The 19,826-nt window shown below is 37.4% G+C and carries 23 protein-coding genes, 1 tRNA gene and 1 pseudogene; 4 read left to right on the top strand and 21 right to left on the bottom strand.

The window, feature by feature from the left end:
- The first annotated feature begins 26 nt into the window (after positions 1–26).
- The 4 genes and pseudogenes from ACFJIZ_RS11060 (at position 27) to obgE (ending at position 2,432) form a co-directional block, all read left to right on the top strand.
- Complete coding sequence (locus ACFJIZ_RS11060; RefSeq protein WP_379093622.1) at positions 27–491, top strand: redoxin domain-containing protein; 465 nt, start codon at positions 27–29, stop codon at positions 489–491.
- Positions 492–655: 164 nt separating this feature from the next.
- Positions 656–729, top strand: a tRNA-Arg gene (locus ACFJIZ_RS11055).
- A gap of 64 nt (positions 730–793) precedes the next feature.
- Positions 794–1,363 (top strand): adenylate kinase, encoded by a 570-nt coding sequence (locus ACFJIZ_RS11050; protein ID WP_379093619.1) that lies wholly within the window; start codon positions 794–796, stop codon positions 1,361–1,363.
- Between the two features lie 74 nt (positions 1,364–1,437).
- Positions 1,438–2,432 (top strand): annotated as a pseudogene (gene obgE / locus ACFJIZ_RS11045) (GTPase ObgE).
- Between the two features lie 111 nt (positions 2,433–2,543).
- On the opposite strand, the gene ACFJIZ_RS11040 reads toward obgE, so the two are convergent.
- The 21 genes from ACFJIZ_RS11040 to ACFJIZ_RS10940 all read right to left on the bottom strand — a co-directional run bounded on the left by ACFJIZ_RS11040 (position 2,544) and on the right by ACFJIZ_RS10940 (position 19,789).
- Positions 2,544–3,098, bottom strand: coding sequence for a WcaF family extracellular polysaccharide biosynthesis acetyltransferase (locus tag ACFJIZ_RS11040; RefSeq protein ID WP_379093616.1), 555 nt, complete (start codon positions 3,096–3,098; stop codon positions 2,544–2,546).
- Positions 3,091–3,693 (bottom strand): exosortase Y, encoded by a 603-nt coding sequence (gene xrtY, locus ACFJIZ_RS11035; protein WP_379093613.1) that lies wholly within the window; start codon positions 3,691–3,693, stop codon positions 3,091–3,093. The genes ACFJIZ_RS11040 and xrtY overlap by 8 nt, the downstream gene beginning before the upstream one ends.
- Before the next feature lie 11 nt (positions 3,694–3,704).
- The gene (locus tag ACFJIZ_RS11030) at positions 3,705–4,577 is read right to left on the bottom strand and encodes a glycosyltransferase family 2 protein (protein ID WP_379093610.1); all 873 of its coding nucleotides are present in this window, start codon (positions 4,575–4,577) and stop codon (positions 3,705–3,707) included.
- A gap of 3 nt (positions 4,578–4,580) precedes the next feature.
- The gene (locus ACFJIZ_RS11025) at positions 4,581–5,204 is read right to left on the bottom strand and encodes a class I SAM-dependent methyltransferase (protein ID WP_379093607.1); all 624 of its coding nucleotides are present in this window, start codon (positions 5,202–5,204) and stop codon (positions 4,581–4,583) included.
- Positions 5,204–6,364, bottom strand: coding sequence for an XrtY-associated glycosyltransferase XYAG1 (locus tag ACFJIZ_RS11020; protein WP_379093604.1), 1,161 nt, complete (start codon positions 6,362–6,364; stop codon positions 5,204–5,206). Before ACFJIZ_RS11020 ends, ACFJIZ_RS11025 begins: the two co-directional genes overlap by 1 nt.
- A complete protein-coding gene (locus tag ACFJIZ_RS11015; RefSeq protein ID WP_379094001.1) occupies positions 6,327–7,784 on the bottom strand; it encodes an exosortase Y-associated Wzy-like protein in 1,458 nt (485 codons plus the stop codon). The genes ACFJIZ_RS11020 and ACFJIZ_RS11015 overlap by 38 nt, the downstream gene beginning before the upstream one ends.
- On the bottom strand, positions 7,771–8,919 hold the full coding sequence (locus ACFJIZ_RS11010) for a glycosyltransferase family 4 protein (RefSeq protein ID WP_379093601.1): 1,149 nt from the start codon (positions 8,917–8,919) through the stop codon (positions 7,771–7,773). The genes ACFJIZ_RS11015 and ACFJIZ_RS11010 overlap by 14 nt, the downstream gene beginning before the upstream one ends.
- Before the next feature lie 3 nt (positions 8,920–8,922).
- Positions 8,923–9,924 (bottom strand): hypothetical protein, encoded by a 1,002-nt coding sequence (locus tag ACFJIZ_RS11005; protein WP_379093598.1) that lies wholly within the window; start codon positions 9,922–9,924, stop codon positions 8,923–8,925.
- Complete coding sequence (locus ACFJIZ_RS11000; RefSeq protein WP_379093595.1) at positions 9,833–10,234, bottom strand: hypothetical protein; 402 nt, start codon at positions 10,232–10,234, stop codon at positions 9,833–9,835. Before ACFJIZ_RS11000 ends, ACFJIZ_RS11005 begins: the two co-directional genes overlap by 92 nt.
- Positions 10,231–11,490: a hypothetical protein gene (locus ACFJIZ_RS10995; protein WP_379093592.1), complete on the bottom strand. Its 1,260-nt coding sequence runs from the start codon at positions 11,488–11,490 to the stop codon at positions 10,231–10,233. The genes ACFJIZ_RS11000 and ACFJIZ_RS10995 overlap by 4 nt, the downstream gene beginning before the upstream one ends.
- The gene (locus ACFJIZ_RS10990) at positions 11,481–12,194 is read right to left on the bottom strand and encodes an FkbM family methyltransferase (RefSeq protein ID WP_379093589.1); all 714 of its coding nucleotides are present in this window, start codon (positions 12,192–12,194) and stop codon (positions 11,481–11,483) included. The genes ACFJIZ_RS10995 and ACFJIZ_RS10990 overlap by 10 nt, the downstream gene beginning before the upstream one ends.
- A gap of 12 nt (positions 12,195–12,206) precedes the next feature.
- Positions 12,207–13,220, bottom strand: coding sequence for a glycosyltransferase (locus ACFJIZ_RS10985; RefSeq protein WP_379093586.1), 1,014 nt, complete (start codon positions 13,218–13,220; stop codon positions 12,207–12,209).
- Positions 13,221–13,304: 84 nt separating this feature from the next.
- On the bottom strand, positions 13,305–13,592 hold the full coding sequence (locus ACFJIZ_RS10980; protein ID WP_379093583.1) for a hypothetical protein: 288 nt from the start codon (positions 13,590–13,592) through the stop codon (positions 13,305–13,307).
- Between the two features lie 199 nt (positions 13,593–13,791).
- Positions 13,792–14,295, bottom strand: a complete 504-nt coding sequence (locus ACFJIZ_RS10975; RefSeq protein WP_379093580.1) for a hypothetical protein — start codon at positions 14,293–14,295, stop codon at positions 13,792–13,794.
- Positions 14,292–14,993 (bottom strand): hypothetical protein, encoded by a 702-nt coding sequence (locus ACFJIZ_RS10970; protein WP_379093578.1) that lies wholly within the window; start codon positions 14,991–14,993, stop codon positions 14,292–14,294. Before ACFJIZ_RS10970 ends, ACFJIZ_RS10975 begins: the two co-directional genes overlap by 4 nt.
- Entirely contained in the window at positions 14,990–15,481 is a 492-nt protein-coding gene (locus tag ACFJIZ_RS10965) for a hypothetical protein (protein ID WP_379093575.1), read from the bottom strand. Before ACFJIZ_RS10965 ends, ACFJIZ_RS10970 begins: the two co-directional genes overlap by 4 nt.
- A complete protein-coding gene (locus ACFJIZ_RS10960) occupies positions 15,478–15,963 on the bottom strand; it encodes a glycosyltransferase family 2 protein (RefSeq protein ID WP_379093572.1) in 486 nt (161 codons plus the stop codon). Before ACFJIZ_RS10960 ends, ACFJIZ_RS10965 begins: the two co-directional genes overlap by 4 nt.
- Positions 15,963–16,976, bottom strand: a complete 1,014-nt coding sequence (locus ACFJIZ_RS10955) for a glycosyltransferase family 10 domain-containing protein (protein ID WP_379093569.1) — start codon at positions 16,974–16,976, stop codon at positions 15,963–15,965. Before ACFJIZ_RS10955 ends, ACFJIZ_RS10960 begins: the two co-directional genes overlap by 1 nt.
- Complete coding sequence (locus ACFJIZ_RS10950; protein ID WP_379093566.1) at positions 16,976–17,857, bottom strand: glycosyltransferase; 882 nt, start codon at positions 17,855–17,857, stop codon at positions 16,976–16,978. Before ACFJIZ_RS10950 ends, ACFJIZ_RS10955 begins: the two co-directional genes overlap by 1 nt.
- A complete protein-coding gene (locus ACFJIZ_RS10945; protein WP_379093563.1) occupies positions 17,854–18,894 on the bottom strand; it encodes an acyltransferase family protein in 1,041 nt (346 codons plus the stop codon). Before ACFJIZ_RS10945 ends, ACFJIZ_RS10950 begins: the two co-directional genes overlap by 4 nt.
- Positions 18,887–19,789 (bottom strand): glycosyltransferase, encoded by a 903-nt coding sequence (locus tag ACFJIZ_RS10940; RefSeq protein WP_379093560.1) that lies wholly within the window; start codon positions 19,787–19,789, stop codon positions 18,887–18,889. Before ACFJIZ_RS10940 ends, ACFJIZ_RS10945 begins: the two co-directional genes overlap by 8 nt.
- Positions 19,790–19,826 lie beyond the last annotated feature (37 nt).

Raw genomic sequence — 19,826 nt, 5'->3', positions numbered from 1 at the left:
AGATTTTACATTTAAATATTAATTATATGTCATTACAAGTAGGGGATAAAGCCCCAGATTTTAAATTGTTCAGTACAGAACTAAAAGAAGTATCGTTAGCAGATTATAAAGGAAAGAAATTGGTAGTCCACTTTTTTCCAATGGCATTTACAGGAACCTGCACTACGCAATTGTGTACCATGAGAGATAGCTTCGGTTATTACGAAGGGATGAATGCAGCTGTAGTAGGGATTTCGGTAGATTCACCTTTTACATTAGCCAAATTTAAAGAAGAACAAGCTTACCAGTTTCCGTTGTTGTCTGATTTTAACAAAGAGGCCGCTCAGGCTTATGGTGCTTTTTATGATGAATTTGTATTCAATTTAAAAGGTGTAGCTAAAAGAGCTGCCTTTGTGATCAACGAAGAAGGCGTGATCAGCTATGCTGAAGTTTTGGATGTAGCTACCGATCTGCCAGATTTTGAAGCCATCAAAAAGGTAGTTAGCGCTTAAACCTGCTATTGTTCTTAATTTGTGGTTAACATCAAAATAGTTTAACAGGCAAAAAACTAAGTAGTTATCTCATTGGCTGCTTAGTGAATTTGAATTATTATATAAAAAAATTGTTAAATTGGATTTCAAGCATTACTTTTGCAGTCCGTTAACCATACGAAGATGCATTTGTAGCTCAACTGGATAGAGCATCTCACTACGGATGAGAAGGTTTGGGGTTCGAATCCCTACAAGTGCACAGATATTAAAAAAGCCTTTCAGCCACCAGGCGGTGAGGCTTTTAAATTTTAAAGCCAACCTTAATGCTAAATTTTGTTCTCTTTGGCCCTCCAGGTGCAGGTAAAGGCACCCAATCTCAGAAACTGATAGACAAATATCAGTTGGTACACATTTCTACAGGAGATCTTTTTAGAGCACACATTAAAAACCAAACTGCCTTAGGTAAACGTGTAAGTCAGTTGATTGCTGATGGAGAATTGGTTCCTGATAAGATTACGATTGACATGTTGGAGGAAGAAATTGATAGAAACCCAGATGCAAAAGGATTTGTATTTGATGGTTTTCCAAGAACCATTCCCCAAGCAGTAGAATTGGATAAGTTCTTAGAAAGTAAAGGGAGTAAGATTGCAGGCGTAATTGCTTTAGATGTTGATAAAGACGAGTTGACCAAACGCGTGGCACAACGTCAAAAAGAAACAGGTAGGGCAGATGATCAGGCAGATAAGTCGCAAAAAAGAATTGATGAGTATTTTAACAAGATCATTCTGGTATTGCCTTATTATGATGAGCAGAAAAAATTGACTAAAGTAAACGGTATCGGTAACATCGATGACATTTTTAACAATCTGTGCGCTGTTATTGACCAATATTAAAATATAATCAGGATAAAGGATAGCGGGAAAGATTGTTCAGTTCTTCCCGCTTTTTTGTTTTAAAATAAGTTGTTATGTCACAGGAATCAAATTTTGTAGATTACGTAAAAATATGTTGTCGTTCTGGTAAAGGGGGCGCAGGTTCTGCACATTTGCATCGCGACAAGCTGACCTCAACAGGTGGGCCAGATGGAGGGGATGGAGGTAGAGGCGGACATATCATCTTAAAAGGAAATTCCCAATTTTGGACCTTGCTCCACCTTAAATACCGCAAGCACATTATTGCTGAAGACGGAATGAGTGGTGGAAGTAGTCAGAAAACTGGCAAAACCGGAGCTGATGAAATCTTGGAAGTACCATTGGGCACCATTGCCCGTGATGCCGAAACAGGAAATATCTTATTCGAAATTACAGAAGATGGTGAAACAAAGATCTTAACACCTGGCGGTAGAGGTGGATTAGGCAATTGGCATTTTAAAACGCCAACCATGCAAACCCCACGTTTTGCACAACCTGGCGAACAGGGAAAAGAAGAATGGATGGTGTTGGAATTAAAGGTATTGGCCGATGTAGGTTTGGTGGGTTTCCCAAATGCGGGTAAATCAACTTTACTTTCTATACTATCTGCAGCAAAACCAGAAATTGCCGACTATCCTTTTACAACCTTGGTACCTAATTTGGGCATTGTTTCTTATCGCAACGGAAAATCTTTTGTGATGGCAGATATTCCGGGATCATTGAAGGGGCCTCAAAAGGAAAAGGTTTAGGTTTTAGATTTTTGCGCCATATTGAACGTAATTCAGTACTGCTTTTTATGGTGCCAGCCGATACCAGCAGAAGCATCAAAGAAGAATATGAAATCCTTAAAAATGAACTCCAGCAGTTCAATCCAGAATTGATGCAAAAACCCCATTTGTTGGCCATCACAAAATCCGACATGTTGGATGAGGAACTCAAAGCAGAGATGAAGGCTGATCTACCTAATCTACCTTTCATCTTTATCTCGGCTGTTGCCCAACAAGGGATAACAGAGTTGAAAGATATGTTGTGGAAAGCCATTAACGAATAATCAATCCAAATTCTTTTCTAGCCAAAAGCTGATTTCATTAGGATAATTTGAGCGAATAAAAAAAAAGTTGGCAACATGGCCAACGCTTTTTTAGCTAAAACATAGGTATAACTACGAGATTACCCTATCCTTAACCTTAGTAGCAGGATTTCCTTGATAGATGCCATAAGGCTCAAGACTCTTTGTGGCCACAGCCCCAACGGTTAACACTGCATGAGATTTTAACGTAATGCCAGGACATACAATTGCTCTTGCTCCAACCCAGGCTCCATTCGCTATGGTGATCGGTTTTGTAATCAGGTCGAAGCCAGTTTTTTTATAATCGTGGTTACCAGTTAAGAGCATGGCCTCTTGAGAGATGCAAGCATTGCTGCCAATGGTAACTTGTGCCAGATTCTCTATCCTGCATTCAGCAATCCACGAATGGTCGCCAATGGTCAATTTCCAAGGATAATGCACATAAAGTCCAGGTTTGATTCGAACATCCTTTCCAATTTTGGCCCCAAACATCCTTAATATCAATACGAGAATGGAACTGAATGGAATAATACCCGAACGCACAAATATCACACTTATAAAATACCAGCAAATGATTTTTAATGAGGATGCACCTGCATCAAATCCTTGCTTATCAAAATTTTTTTGAAGTTGGGTTTCCTTATTCAATTTTAGCTCCGGTTTCTTTTTTGGCAATCAATTGGGTATTCTTTTTTATCCAGTAGTATAAGAGTACAAATACACAGATGTAAACGATGATATTGAAAACCTCGTGATGGTAGGTGAAATTTCTTCTCTGCGATTTGAAAAAGCCTAACAATACGCCTAATGCAGCTATTCTTGCTACATTTAACAAATAAATCATGATGATACCAATTGCCAATAACCTGAATTTAGCTTTGAGCTTGGCAGGAAAGGCAATGACAAATGCAGCGAGAAAACTCATTACACCTAGACCCAAACAGGCGTAGTTGATCCGCAACCATGGCCCATCAACCACCATAATATCCGATTGGTTATAGATCGCATAAAAACCAAATAATTTAATGATCCAAACCGCTGGCAAGATCAATGCCGATTTTAATGCTTGTATATAATTGAAATGGCTGGCAAAATATTCATTGTAAAATCTACCTCCTTCGCTCATTACACTATTCATGAAAAGATTACCCTGACTAAAGAGTAGGTAACAGACCAAAAGTTTTACAACAAATATGATGGCTGCTTTATTCGCCTTTTTTTTATCATCTAAAGATTGTTCCATAATTGAGCGTATTATTTGTTCAATGAATTTACATCATTTGACTTTAATATTTCTTTAATTTTTACATCGACGATTAGTCTGAACCAAAAGCCTTGTAAAAAATGGAATAAAATGCCATTAGAACCATCCAGAATTCCTAACCTAAAGAACAATCTATACGTAAAATAGAGGAATGGCCTTAGACCCAATGGCATTTTCCACCACATTTTTTTTAACCAGGCAATTCTTTCATCTGGGCTTCCCCAAAATTTAGGTTGTACAGTTTGGTTACGCAGATTGCCTAACCTCTCTACTTCTTCTTGTGCGGTTAGGTCGCTATATCTGTTATGTTTGGCTATCCAGAAACTGATCTTGTTCTCTTTTAGGTTTTCTTCAGTGATATGACCTTTTTTCCATACCTCAGTTTGCCCAGGCACCACAAATCGGTGGTCCATGTTTTCGTTTAGGTCTGAATAGCCTACAGATGTCCTGAACATTTTAAGCAAATATTTAGGATAAAAGCCCCCATATTTGATCCATGTACCCTTGAAATAATTTTTTCTGTTGAAATAAATGCCATTCACATGGCTAAAATTATCGCTTTTGAAATCTTGCAACATGACGAAAAGTTCGGGAGTTACAATCTGATCGGCATCGAGGCCAATGATCCAAGGAGTTTCAATATCGAAGTTTTTAAGGGCAAAATCCCATTGTTTGGGATGGTTTTCAAACGCATTCGTTTTAACCTCAGCCTTATATTTTTCTGCTATTTTTAATGTGTCATCAGTACTACCTGAATCAAGAATGTAGATTCTCGCATTTAATCCCGCAATCGACTCTAAAAGGCGAGGTAAATGTATTTCCTCATTAAATGTTAAGATAATGAAACTAAATTCTTTGTTCATGTATTATATCTTGGCTTTAATGATCATCGATTTCCAAAGATAGGGTATTCGACCACAGCCTACAAAATCAGTAACAGTAAAGCCCTGTTCTACGAGCAGTTGGGTCAATGTGCTTTTAGACCATAATTTGATATGTCCACCATCCCATAGCGGATTTGCATGACTGTCCCATTTGCCAAAAAGTGAAAGCATTACATTTTTAAGATAGCCATGGTAAGGTGTAGTTAAAATCAACTCTCCACCACCATTTTTCATTAATATCTTTTTACAGAACTGGATGAATTTTCTGGGGTCATATAAATGTTCGATCACTTCGGTGGCTGTTACCGTATCAAAAGTGAGCTGGGCAAATTTATCAGGCAATTCATCAGTAGACAGATCTTGGAGGGCAAATCGGTCGGCCGAAAACTGTTGGGCCATTTTTATTCCACTTTCAGAGGCATCAGTGCCATAGGCATTAAAGCCTTTTTCTACAAACAATTTCACCAGAGCGCCGTTGCCACAACCTACATCAAGTACGGTTTTGTTGATTTGTTTATCCAACAAATTAAGCACCGGAGCAGCAATATATCCATGCACATAGGTTGCTCCTGTATGGTTAAAGCCATAATCTTTATAATCTGCCATCAGCTAATGTTTTGATAAAGTTTAATGTATTTATTAATTAATGTTGTTGAATTGAAATCTTCTAAAATAATCCCTGGGGCAGTTTCCCTGATCTTTAGCCTCACATCTTCTTTTTCGTACGATAAATTCAGTTGTGCAGTAATATCTGAAATATTCAAGTTACTGATCCAACCTAAATTTTTCTCTTGTACATAATCAAACAGACCTACTTGATCAGACAATAAAACAGGAGTGCCCATGCTTAAACTTTCAATCACCACATTGGCAAAGTTCTCGTTATAAGAAGTAAGTACCAAGAGATCGTGTTTAGCCATTAATTCGAACTTCTCCTTGTTGTTGACCTGACCAATCCATTTGATTTGATCTGAGATATTAAGCTCCAAGGCTTTACGTTTTAAGCTTTCTACATAACTGTTTTCTCCAGAACCCGCAATGGTCAGTTCCCAAATAAAGTTTACACTGGCTAAAGCATCCAGCAACAGTTCTAATCCCTTTTTTTCTTCTATCCTTGAAAGGAATATAAGTTTAAACATTGATTTAGGGGCAAGCGTCGGCTGCGGGTTGTTTGCTTTAAGAATAGGGAAATTGACCAGATTAGGAATAATGGTTATACTTTTTGGTTGGATAATGGCCAACACATCTTGTTTTTCTTTCTCACTAGTTACGTGGACGTGACAGTATCTGAGCAAATTTTTGCCGATGGTGTTATGAATGATCGATTTAAAACCTGCATTTCTGTTTCCAGCAGTGTAATTGGTTAACATACCCCTTGGCGATAACACCACAGGAACATTATACCATTTGGCCAAGGCACAACTAAAGATGGATACCAAATTCCACCAAGCATGGATATGTACTACTAAATGGAGTTGAGTATATGACCTGATTTTTTTTCTTAATCCTGATAGTAAAGCAGGCGAAAAATGAGTATGGTCTTTTGTTAATCTTTTGAAATAGGTAACATCAACGCCATCAACCTTGGCGGGCTTGTTAGGTTCAACATCGAGTTCTGTTTTGCCGTTTGCAGTTGTAGTGAGCACTTCAGTGTCAACGTTGGCTTCAACTAAAGCTTCGCAAAGCTTGCTTACCGACATGGTAGGCCCACCATAGATGTAAGCTGGTTTATATGCTGCTGTGATCTGCAGTACTTTTATAGACATTCAGTTCGGTTAATGTATTCGACCTTTTGAGGATCCAAAAAATGGCCATCATGGCAAGGTATCCATAAAATATATTGTTCACTAAAAACTCAAAGTTGTTACCTCGCCATAAATTTTGAAAAATGGCATTAAACATCACAATACAGCCTAATTCATAGCCGCCAAATAATTCTTCGGCCTTATTGCACATCCATTGGGTAATCCAGCCATATAAAAAAATAGAAATAAATACACCAATCAAACCAGCACTTACATAACCGTCTACTACAGGTCTGGTTTTAGCTGAAACTGTAGATGTTTGATAAGCCACACCAGCTTCATATACCCTTTCCATTGAAACAGTCTCCGTTACAAATTTACCAGGCCAAAGAGCTCGTGGAATAATAGCCAATACAGAGTTTTTTGCAATTTCTAAACCATAATACCCACGCTCTTTGGGAATATGTTTCACAAAAGTGGTAAACATACTGATCTCACTTAGCCTATTGGTTAAAAAGGTCCAGTTGGTTTCCTGTATTACTGGGGCCTCGTTATTTAATAAGGCATCAAATGCTTCTTGTCTAGCTTGTGCAGCCGATTTTTGACCAGACCAAGATTGCGATCTTACAATATTTGCAAAAGTTGGAAGGATATATAATAGAATATAAACCGTTGGAATGGCTAAGGTAAGGATTACTCTTTTGTAATACGGATAGAGCAAAAAGCTGATGATGATCACGTTGATAATGATACTTTCCTTATAACCAGTTAACGTTGAAGCCAAAAAATTGAATACGAACAAGCCACCACCGAAAATCATATAGCCTGTTTTTCTTTGTACCAAACCCCTTACCAATACCAATGCACTACAAGTAATGGAGATGTTGATCAACCCATAAGAAAACTGATGGATACTGGAAATTCTTGAAGTAACACCACCTAAAATATAACTTACCACACATAACCAGATCAAAAAGAAATCTAAATTTAAGTTGAGCTTATGTTTAATTACCGGAAATTGTTTGATCTGTACAATCATACCTGTAACTAGTGCGGCATGGGCCAGTAAAGACAAACGTTGACATTTGGCAATGGCATAGGTTTGCTCATTTACCTTAAAAGGCAGGTAACTTATTTTGTTAAAATATTCATATCCGAGATGGTCCAAAAAATAAAAAATAGAGGTACAGCACATAAACCCTGCAAAAATTAATTGCACCAATACAATGGGGCGCATGATCTGTTTGGTAAATGGTAAGTCCAATGGGATAAACCTCTGTTTGGAAAACAAGGTCCAATAAAAAATGAAGAAGGAACCCAACCAGGCAACGAGATAAGAAACAATAGGGTCTATTTGAACAACTACAGAAATGATCCATGGAATATAGATCAATATCAATATCTTCTGTTTGGATTGGTTTTGGGTACTATCTGTTAACATATTTGGAAATGGCACTTACCTGTTGTTCAAAGCTCCAGTTTTGGATAGCCTTGAAAGCATTTTGGCCATTGTTTTTTAGTATGACTTTATCTTTTGTTAAAGCTATTAATTTTTGTGACAAATCTGTTAGATCTCCACTTTTAAAAATAGCACCTGTATCTTTTGTCACCAAATCTATCGCACAACCAACCTTGTCTGAAACCAATGCTACCTTACCCGCCGCCATTGCCTCATTTACGGCTAGGCCCCACGTTTCTCCAGGTCCTTTAGAGGGAAGACAAAATAGGTCACAGGCTTGATAGACTACTGGCATTTGTGTCTGATTTTGAAAGCTCATAAAATGCACATTGCCTAATTGGTCATTTTCCACCTTTAGCTTTAGCTGCTTTTCCAATACGCCATTACCCACAAACAGTAAATGGATGTGTGGAGCATTGATTTGCTTAAAAGCAGCTAACAACAGTTCTGGGTTCTTTTTCGGTTCTAACTTCCCTGCAAATAAGATAAGGATGTCTTCTTCGTGAATATTTAATTCTTTTCTTAATTGGTCGGCTTCAGCTTTTCTACTGATCGCAAAACGCGCATTGTCGATAGCATGTGGCGCAAAAACCAATTGTTTTTCCTTCAAACCATATTTTTTGAAATAGGCTTTATTTGCACTGCCCACATAAAATGCCGTATCCACATGTTTGTATACCCATCTTAAAAAGATACTTCTTATAATGTTTTTAAAGCCTGGTTGTTGGTCTAATAAAGTAGAATCCCCCCTAAAGTATACAGGTATCTTACCTTTGAAATGTCGCATTATTTTCAAATGGCTTTTATTGGCCCAACCGTAAACCAAAACCGCATCAGGCTTAAAGGTTTTGATCTGGGCAATGGCATTGGGGTTGATGATGCCCTTAAAATGATGGGTACCTTTATCTGTAGCTACGTTCTCTAAAAACTCATGGTCATAACCATCAGTTAATGGGATGTCCCAAGTGATGTTTTGCTTAAAACCATGATCGTATTTGTTCATTACCTGGTCGCCACTCGTATAAAATACTTTCACTTGTATCTTTTTAGACAGGAGTTTAAATACAGGTGCATAATACTGTATGGGATGCGTAGCGATGATGGCAATTTTCTTCATTTTTTACTTGCTCTTGGAGGTGTTGGCCAAATCACTGCTGATGACGATCTCAAATACTTCAACTTGTTTTTTTGTTAAAAAAGAAGCAGTGTAAGGATCAAACTCCGACCACTTTGTTGTTGGTATACTTTTATCCCTTATTTTTTTTAGATAGTCTTTTATGGTATCAAACGCAATACCGGCATCTTGGTCAAGGGTCATCAGTTGCCCCGCATTGCATTTTTTTAAAATGGTTCCCGCACTACTTTCGGGATGGAAGATGCCCAGTAATGGCTTTTTGGCAAGAATATAGGGATATAACTTTGAAGCGGTATAGGCAGAATCGTTTGAACCAATAATGAATAACCCATCAGCCTGTTGCATATTTTTAATACTCTGATAAAAACCAATCCTATTGGTATATTCTGTAACATAAGGAGCAACACCTATTTTTTCTGCAATGGGTAAAATGGTAGGTACACCCTTGCCTTTTGGGGCGTAGCTAGTACCAATAAAGTTAAAATGGATATTTTCGAACAGGGCTGGCTCTTGATCAAGGCCATATTTAAAGCCTTCTAACAAAACTTTAACTGCCTGTTGCATGTCATAACCACCACGGCCAATGTATACCAAATTGATACGGGTTGCTAATATTGGATAAGCCAAATCCAATAACTGGTCGTTCTGTTCCGCTATTTTAAAATCAAGATCGAAGGCACCAAAAGTAATCACCTCTGCAGGTTTATCTTTTAGTTGTGGATAGCGTTGTTGTAAGGTTTGGATATAGGTTCCAGAAACACTGATCAGGCCACCCACACTTTTCATGGCTATGGGTTCCAGATATTTGTTCAATCGGTAGGAAATCCAATATTTTTTAGGCCGCTCTGCCTTGGGTTTATCCTTGTAAAATTCAGAATGCCAAGGGTCTTGCATATCAATTACATAAGGTATACCAAACTTCTTTTGCCAATAAGCACCCAAAATACAAACTGGAAATTGCGTAGTAGAGAAGTAGATAAGAATCATATTTTTGTTGACGAAGCAATTGGTTTACTTTTTTACGATAAAACCATAAGGAGCGTAAGGCAATGCTACCCAAACCAAATTTACTCGTCCATTTTTTTGAAAGCGCACCAACTTTGTGTACAATACTCGATTTTGGAACAGATTGTAGCAATAATGGATCTTTAACCATATCTACATACTGCTCATCTACCATTACTACTTCAGCTTCCCATCCGTAAGTCTCAAAATAAGGTAAACTCATGCGTACGCGTTGCATGTCTGCTGCATTTACAGGAGGGAAATATGGGGAGATAATAAGGACGCGTTTCAATTGTTTGGATTAGCTAGTAAATGATTGATGATCGTAAGGAATTTCTCTTTTTCGGTCTCCCAATTTAGTATCTCCTCTGCGTAATTGGCAGCTTTAACCTGATGTTGGTTTAATAAAGTTTGATCTTCAATATAGGTTTTTATAATTGTGGCCAAATTAGACGGATTTTTCTTTTCATAGACCATTCCCATATTAGGATACATTGTCATAAAGCTTTTTTGTGCCGTTGTATCTGAGGCGACAATGGCCAAACCTGCTTGTGCATAAGTGAAAATCTTATTGCTCAATGCAATATCGTTATTGATAGAGAAACCTGGTTCGGTAGCAAGTCCGATATCATATTGGCTGGCAAATTGGGCAAGTTCGGTAGCTACGATTGGCGGATGGAAGATCAGTTGTGGAGGTTTAACAAAGTGAAGTGCTGCAATGAACTGCTCAAGTTCATTATTGACGTTTGGACTTAAAAAACCTAAGATATGGAACTCGATGACTTCCTGTTCAAGTATTTTAAGTGCAGCAATTACATCTTGTAAACCTCTTGATAAACCCACATTTTGAGAGAACCAGAATAATTTTAGAGGTACTGAACTTCTCGTCGTATTCGTCGGTGTCAATGTAACCTTTGGAAAGACATTTAATAGCGTAGTGAATTTTAGGGCAGGGTATAAAGCCTCATATCTTTTGGCAATTTCCGGACTACTGGTGGTTAAATAATCAGTTGATGGAAAATATTTATCCTCTATGTACTTTTTTAGACGGACATCTACATTGAGGTCGCTGTCACTCATTTCATATCGATGTAAATCTTCTGCATCAAAACCACATTTGACCTTAAATTTTTGTGCAGCCGAAACTGCTGCTGGTAAAGCGGCAAGATTATGGGCAATATAAAGTGTTGCACGGTTGCGTCTGGCTTCATGTAGGAGTTGAAAAGTACATCTCCCTATGGTCAGTTCGGCCAAACCATGGTTAAAACCCAATAATTGCACTAGTTTTTGGCCGATTTTTAGTTTGACCCTACTCCACCAATAAGCAGTCTTTTCTTTGATGGGATCACCACCAACTCTTATGGTTTTCCATTTTTTTTGAGGAAGTAACACCTTGTCAAGGTCAGTTCCCCATTCATTCCAATATTGGTAAATCACGGTTACCTCATATCCTGCTTCTACCAAGGCATCAGCTTCTTTAACCAACCTTGGATTTAAAGAGGGTTGACCCGAAGTAACCAGTACAATCTTTTTTGCAGTTAATCCCATCTGGTAGAGGCTATCAACGGATGGTTTTGTTTGATAAATAAAAAGTCAGACTGATACAAAGCATTGTCATAAGGCCTGCGCATCAATGTACAGATATCGTAGAGTATAAAGCCATGGCTTTTCATAAAATGGATAACTTCATCTACCAATGGTGCACCTTTATAGATGCCAAGTAGAGATACTTCAATCAATACCAATTGGGCCGATTGTAAGGTTTTGATACCTCCCTTTAATATTTCGAGCTCGTAACCCTGCGTATCTAGTTTAATCAAATCGGTTTTTTCAAATCTGGTATCTGCTACGATTTGGTCAAGTAATTGCAATTCTATCTGTTCAATTTTAGCATTGGTTTCATTATCCTCCTTAAAGACAGAACTTGCCGTTTCATAGATGTTAAAGGTTACATTTTTGGTTTCGGCACCAAGTAAGGCGATACGAAGTTCAGTATTTGGTATTTCATTTAATCTCTTAGAGAGGATGTCTTCTTTTGCTTTTTGTCCTTCGATCATTAAGATATGTGCCTTCGGAAATATGGCCGCAACTTCTAAAGCCCAATGCCCTTCATAAGCACCGATGTCTAAAATGTGCTGAGGTTCAAAACCTAATTCTTTTAGCCTTAACAGACTTGACGCTTGATTCGGAACTCCAAGTCTGTTCTTTAGATACTTGATGAACTTATTTGGAATTAACCGACTAATGATCATAGTTATGTTTTGCTAAAGGTTTAAGTAATCTTTTGTAATCACAGGCACATCAAACCTGGCGAGCGCTGTTGACCTACATTTGGCCCTATCTATATTGGCAATCTTTGGAATTGAAGCTAGCATTTCTGCTTTATTATTTACAATAAAACCGGTAATGTTTTCTTCGATGACTTCTGGAACAGAACCACGTTTAAAACCAATTACAGGGGTTCCACAGGCCATAGCTTCGGCCATTACCATTCCAAAAGGTTCATCCCATTCAATTGGGAACAATAAGGCTTTCGCCTTACCTAAGTAGTGGTTTTTCTGTTCGTCATTTAAAGCACCTAGATAGATGATCTGTTTACCATCAAATTTTGGTTCTAAAACTTCCTTAAAATAGGCATAATTATCGGGTGTATCGGGGATGTTGCCCCCAATCCAGAGTTTATTGCCTGTTTCTAGTGCTACTTCAATAGCGGTATGTAGTCCTTTTATTTTATCCAGCCTACCTAAAAACATAAATGGGGCATCTGCTGCTACATGTTCATTGAGTTGATAGGCGGAAAAATCAATGGCATTGTAAACTGTTTTCCAAACACCTGCCACGTTTCCTGTTGATACACAATAATCGCTACAGGCAGTGAACACCATGTTTTGATTGGGTAGGGAATTGATGAATCTGATTCCTTTTTGGGAAACTGGTCTACCATAGGTCATGATTTTTTTTGCAGCACTATTGGTAATGGGGAATAAGTAAGCTAAACGACCAAAATTATGGATAAGGTCAAAGTCTTTTCTTTTTGAAAATAAAAACCGCCATGCAAATACTAATTCCTTTGCCTTTTGCCATTTTGAGCGGTTAAGGTTGTTGATGCCAAAAGTATAGACCTTCCCCGAAATATTAGAATTAGGCCCTGCTAACAAACTCACTTCATGTCCCATTTTGGTATATTCTTCAGCAAACATATAAACCAAACGTTCATGTCCGCCATATAAGGGTGGTGGTACAGAGATACCCGGGTCCATCATTAATAATATTCTCATTTTGGGCTTTGTGCGTTGTTAGTTATTTGTGATCAGTTGCTTGTTGTTGGTTATTCATTTTTCCTTGATTTCAGCTTTGGTCTGTTATTTCATCAAGGATTTATAAATATCGACATATTTTTGGGCTGAAATCTCGATGGTCAGGTTTTCTAAGATATATGCTCTTGGACTAAAAGCTTGCTGTTGTAGTTTTTGGTTGAAATGCTCAAGTACTGAAGGAAAATCTTCTTCACCTTTAAATTTAATCCCACATCTTTCGTCCCAATAAGGTACAGAACTTACCGGTTCATACTTTACAAGATCTGGATAGTACGAAGGGTCTTGCCAATAACCACCTCTGTCCCATGCCAATATCGGTGTATTGGTCGACAAGATTTGCTGATAGGCTATACCCTGGGATTCGTGTGTGCATAAAAAAATAACCGCTTTACAAACGCTTAATTCATTGATCAGATCTGAAGGTTTGTAACTGCCATATTTGATATAATGATAACTTAATCCTTTTTCTTTTAATTGATTGATGATAGGGTCTAAAAGGGCTTCCTGATATTTGCCGTTTTCCCATCGTATTTTATCGTAGAATCAAAAAATCTACATTTTGTTTGCCTTCTTTGATTTTGGTAGACCATTTTTCAGTATCAATACCAACTGGCCAAGCCATTACTTGATCATGGTAATAGGGCTTGCACATCTCTTCCATCCAAGGGCCGGGTACCAACATCTTTTTAACGTTTGGATAAAGGGTAAAAAGATCAGGACAATCTATAGGGTGCGAAAATACACCCGCTCCAAATAGGATAGGGTTTTTAAATCTTTTCTCAAAAATGAGATGGGGTTTTCCAATTACACCGATCAACTCGTTAGGATTTTTTTTGGCGTACTTGTAATCGTTAAATCGATAGGGGATTTTTAACAGATCTAAACCATGCATCAATTCTAAGGCCACCATCATTACACCCCCAGGCCTGGCTTTACCCCTTAGTATTCTCCTGATGATTTCTCTTGGATAACGATCATACTTGAACCAACGGTCGTGTTTGGGTTCCTCGTAAAATATATTTAAAGTCAAACTCATTCTTTAATTAGTTCTTTGCTCTCAAGCCCTGCAATTTGCCCCTCAATGTGTAATTGATCTGTTAACTTATATTTGAAATACCCATTTTTAAGTGCTCTTGCCGCTGCAAATTCTACAGAAACATTGGGTACTTTCTTTAGGCTAGGATTAAAAAACTCTTTGATAAACCTGATCAAACTACCAAAGCCAACTACTCTGTAAGGATAGCTATAAATTTCATTTAAACAATACAACAGAAATTCTTCATAGGTTTCTTTATTGCGTATAAAATAACCTCTGGTAGTAATAACTGCCCTTTTGGTATCAAACTCAAAGCCTTTTACCTTAAAGTCAAGCGTTTCTTCCATATCTATTACAAAATTTTCAGAAGGGAAATACCTACCGCTGATTTTAAATATCTTGGTTTCTGAAGGGATATGCTCTAGTATCGATAAAAGGATGAAGATCTCGTTGATACTTTTATTGGTGAACTGGTATTGTTTCAAATGTACAACCTGTACTTCATCGATTATTGGTCCTAACCTTGAAAAATCATACTCAAAAGAGTTATCTGCCAAAATGATTTGTGTAAAACCAACCTCTTTTAGTCTTTGTAAAGTATGGATAGTTTGTCGTTCCCGTTCTTCAAGAGAAAAGAAGCTTCTGGTTAAGTTAGGCATCTGTTTTGGATGGACACAGGAAGTTACAATTGCAATCATTTTTGTTTAAGGATGTATTGAATAATTCTGGCAGTTTTCCAACCAAATAGATCAACAATTTTCTGGACCTTAGGACCACCAATTGAAGGTTGATAATAATTTGGATTGATTTTGGGCAGCTCTTTTTGGGCAACTTTATAAATAGATGGATATTGAGGATAACTTTTAATGATCAGCTCCAACAATTGTCTGTGTATAGCCTGTTTAGCCTCTTTTGTAGCAGTTCTTGCTAAAAGTTCCTGCTTTTTAGATAGGGTAGAGGTCAATTGACTTTTGAAGTGCTTTAGCGATTTTTTACCGGATAGACTGTTTTGGTCTGACTGTTTCCTGTAATAGTTAAATACATGATCTACCTTAATGATCCCTTTAGAGTTGAGGATGATCCTGGCGAAGTATTCTCCATCATCGTCTAAAGATAACTGCTCATTCCATTTACCTACAATCTGGATCAAATGCATAGGTGTTAACCAAGCATTGGGTTGGATCATCGAAGCGTGTTGATCATACCCTCCCCACAACTTAACCATAAAACCAATCGGATCATTTGTAGTATTAATAAAATCTTCTTCAAAAGAAGAAGGCCCCAGTAGTAAGGATCTTCGTCGTCTTTGAAATGTACGGTACTACAAACCGCTACTTGATCAGGATGGTTTTGTAAGGCCAACACCTGCTTTTCTATCTTGTCTTTTGACAATAGATCATCAGCATCTAAAAACTGGACATATTCGCCTTTGGCATGTGATAGCCCTAGATTTCTTGCGGCTGCGGCACCTTTATTTTGTTGTTGGTATAGTTTTACTTTGTCAGATTTAAAATTCGTGATAAGTTCAATGGAACTGTCGGTAGAACCATCATCAACCAAGATAATTTCTTTATTGTCCCAGGTCTGGTCTATGGCCGATTGTAAGGTTGCAGATAAGTATCGTTCTGCATTGTAAAAGGGAATAATAATCGAAACTAAAGGCTGCATTAAATGGTATTAAAGATTTCTCTCCATCTTTCCTTATTGGTCGTATCCATGTCAACCTCGTTGTTTTTAAACCAAGGCTGTTTTAAATAGTCTATATATAGATCTTGATTGGTGTCGATTTCGATGATGCGGTCTATCAATGCAGAAAAATCCAAGTTGTTGAACTGTAGGTTCATCTTCACTTGTCTGCCGATTGACTTTAACTTTCTCTGTAAACGGTGCTGAGGGCCTTTATAAAACTGAGGTCTGATATCTACAAAGTTCAGTTGTGATACTTTTTCTAAGGATGATACAAATCCATTATAGGTATAGTTGATATACTCTGCCGCATTTAAAAAGCTTTTGGTATTGAATATTTCCGAAATATTGGAGTCGCCACAATAGATGGGGATGCTGTTGACCTGCATAGCATCATAAAGCTTCTCAGTCTGATAACCGGGATAGGCGTAGTTTTCAAAAGCAATGGTAAATTTATAGGGCGAAAGAAATTGACGTTTCCGTTCCCAGATATCACCTTTGTACAGCGAATCGATAGAAGGCATATTGTTCATCGATTTACCTGGGGCATCAACTTTTTTATATTTAGACAATTGTTTAAAAAATTCTTCTCTGTAGGCCACCTTGTGCGAGTAAAGAAAATTACAGAAACTTTGTTTTTGACTGATGATTCGATCAATATCATTGTCTGAAAGGTCTTTGATCAATTGTTTCGGGTCAAGTGCATGCCATTGGATACGTTTATATCGCGGATTGTTCATCTCTTCTTCCAAAGGAATCCCGAAAGCCCATTCGCACAGGGATAGATCAGGTGTAATGTTTTCGCAATAATAACCTATCCTTACATAATCTCCCTTTTTTGGGATATCGTTTCCATAAGGGGCAAATAGAATAAAATCAGGCTTTTCGTTTTCTTCTATAAACTCAAATTCATCCTGTAGTTCGAAGAAGATCTCTTTTAATGCGGTATTAAAATCAATACCATTCTGCAATTTGATGTAGACTTTTTTTCGCACTAGTATAAAGGTTTCTTTTCTATTAAATTTAATTTTTGACCGATTACATTATAGATGAATTTGATCAGCTCAACAAATGAGGTACGCTTTAGGAAATTCCATTTTAAAAAGATCTTCACTGTTTCGCCAAGCGGATAACCTAGAATATTCATCCTAAAAAAGAAGATCTTTCTGTTTCTCCATTCGATATCATTTTTATGAGCCTCAGGGATATTCCCTACAGGTAAAATACTTTTCCATTTCTCGGCTAATTTAATGGAATAGTGGACCCAATCTTTATTAAGGCTTCCAGAAGAAAAATGTTCGATCAGTAGATTGTTGAACACAAATATTTTGGATTGCTGGCCAACTTGTAAACAGAAATCGAGGTCGTAGCAGTGAAATTTATCGAAGGTCGTTTCGTCGAAATGATGTGCTTGCCAAACTTCCTTTTTGGTAAAAAGGAATACACCATCTAAGGTTTTGACTTCTGAGAATTGTTCGCCAACATTTTCGGTATTCATCGAAATCGTTTTTCTATAATGCTGAATCAGGTTTACATGATCGGTTCCATGCAGCCCTTGGGCCCAAACACTCGGCACAGCCGATTTATAAACAGAACCTGCCACCCCAACAACACCAATGTTTTCATGCTGTTCAAAAAAATCAAGAATGGCTGTTCCCCAATTTGTCGATTTGATTAAAATATCTTCATGCAAAAAACACAAAAAAGGGTATTTGGCTTGTGCTGCTCCAATGTTGTAGGCTTTACAAATGCCATAGTTTTGAACGGCATTGGCAATTTGGATAATTTCGTATTCAACCCCTATGGTAGAAGCAATGCTCTCAGAAACCTGCTCATATAATTCTTGGTTGATCGAACAAATAATGATAGAGATCATGAGGGAATTAATTTAATGCTGGCATATCTTTTTCTTAATCCGATCAAAGGTTTTTCCAAAAGATAATAAGAGGCCAATGAAACCAAATAGATCAATACAATATTTAATGGGAAGTTTCCTAAAAATGAAATGTAGTCTTTGCCAAAGAAAAATTGTTGCCAGATATAGATACTATAAGATAGCACACCGATATGTACGATGAGTTTAGCATTTAAAAATTTATAGACCAGATTTGTTCTTATGTCAATATAACTAAGGATGAGGTACATAATGGCAAATGCTATGATTGTATTGCCAAAAGGCAGAGAAATCAACGCAAATCTGCCATTGGCAGAGGCATTCACAAAAAAGATGATCAGTAATACAGCAATCACTTGCAGATAATAATTGTTGAAGATTTTTTTAGCAAAATGCTGTGGATGTTCTTGATATAGAATTGCGGTGAAGGCACCTATCAAAATCGAATCGGAAACAGCAAAGAAAGGATGTAAAAAAATAGTAGGGTCTAAATGGAACTTATAGACAATTACCCTTACGATGCAAGAATAAGCTATGAATGCCAAGGTTATCATTTTTAGATTTTTCCTGAACAGCAATAAAGTAAGTGGCCAGAACAGATAAAACTGTTGCTCTACAGCCAAAGTCCAAAAATGCCCTAAAAACCAGTTTCTGTCTTGGTCAAAGTTTGCGGTAAAGGTAATGGCATGTATAAAATTAGTTTTCGAAATCTCTAAGTCTACAAAATAGTTATAAATGCAAATGAACATAAAATAGACAAAGAAAACAGGTAAGATTCTAAAGGCCCTGCCGATGAAAAATTTTTTTAGACTTATGGTTTTTTCCTTTTGTTGTTCTTTCAATAAAAGTGTGGTGATCAAAAAACCGCTGATAACGAAAAAGACGTTTACACCAACATCACATTGTTTTGCAAAAGCATACATAGAGGAGGGGAACCAATCTAAAAACCTAAAATGGCTAAATACAACCAAAATAATAGAAATGGCTCTAAATCCATCTAAGGAAGCTATTCTATTCACCCTTTTCGATAAATTTAAAATCTCCATCGGCATTAATTTGCGCTATCTGCGATTGGAGGTATTGATAGATAGTTGCTATTTCTTTCATATCTGTTGGCGCATGTAATGTTACTTCTTTATTATTTTGCTTGTTGATCGTTTTTCCAATGGCAATTTTAATTTTAGACCATGTCGAAATTTCTGAGCGATCGCCTGCATATTCGTAAAAAATGCCTGCCCTGTCTCCTTGATCGGTAATGTATTTTTCGTCTTTTAAGGCAGATATACTTTGATCGTGATAAACGGATAAGGCATTAAAGCCTGTATAATAAGCAATATTTGCTTTGAGGTAACTAATATGCAAAGCATACTCCCAATCCATCATAACGTACCCAGTGTGGTATAAACCGATATAAGAGAGTGAAGTGCGTCTAATGAGCAGATGAACATCGCCAAAAGTGAATGATGGTTTCAATCCTTTTCGCCACTGGTCAAAATGTGATAGCCTGCTATGTTTCTGAATTTCTTTGTAATTGTTGAGCGCAACGGTTAGGTCATTCGAGATGATCACATCAATTGTTGGATGATCGATCATGTAGGCTGCACATTTTCTGATTGCCCCATAATCAAAAACATCGTCATCTATGATCTTTTTAATAATGGTGCCTCTGGCCATCAGCATGGCCTTATTCCAACCATGAGCCTGGCCTTTATCAGGTTCAGACAATAATTGATGGATTTTGCCTTCATTTAAAAGCCCTTGCAGGTAGGCAGTAGAACCATCTGTGCTATTGCCATCAACCACTACAATCTCCTCTTGGTCTTTGAGTTCTGCAACCAATTTGGCTAATGTAATTTTGAGGTACTCGAGCCGGTTTCTTGTACTAAAAATGAAAGAAATCTTATAATTATCCATGTTTATGCACTATAAATCAAGAAGGATTGAATTCATT

The organism is Pedobacter sp. UC225_65, from assembly GCF_042698365.1.
Classification (GTDB): Bacteria; Bacteroidota; Bacteroidia; order Sphingobacteriales; family Sphingobacteriaceae; genus Pedobacter.
This window is presented reverse-complemented; position numbering and strand designations above follow the sequence as displayed.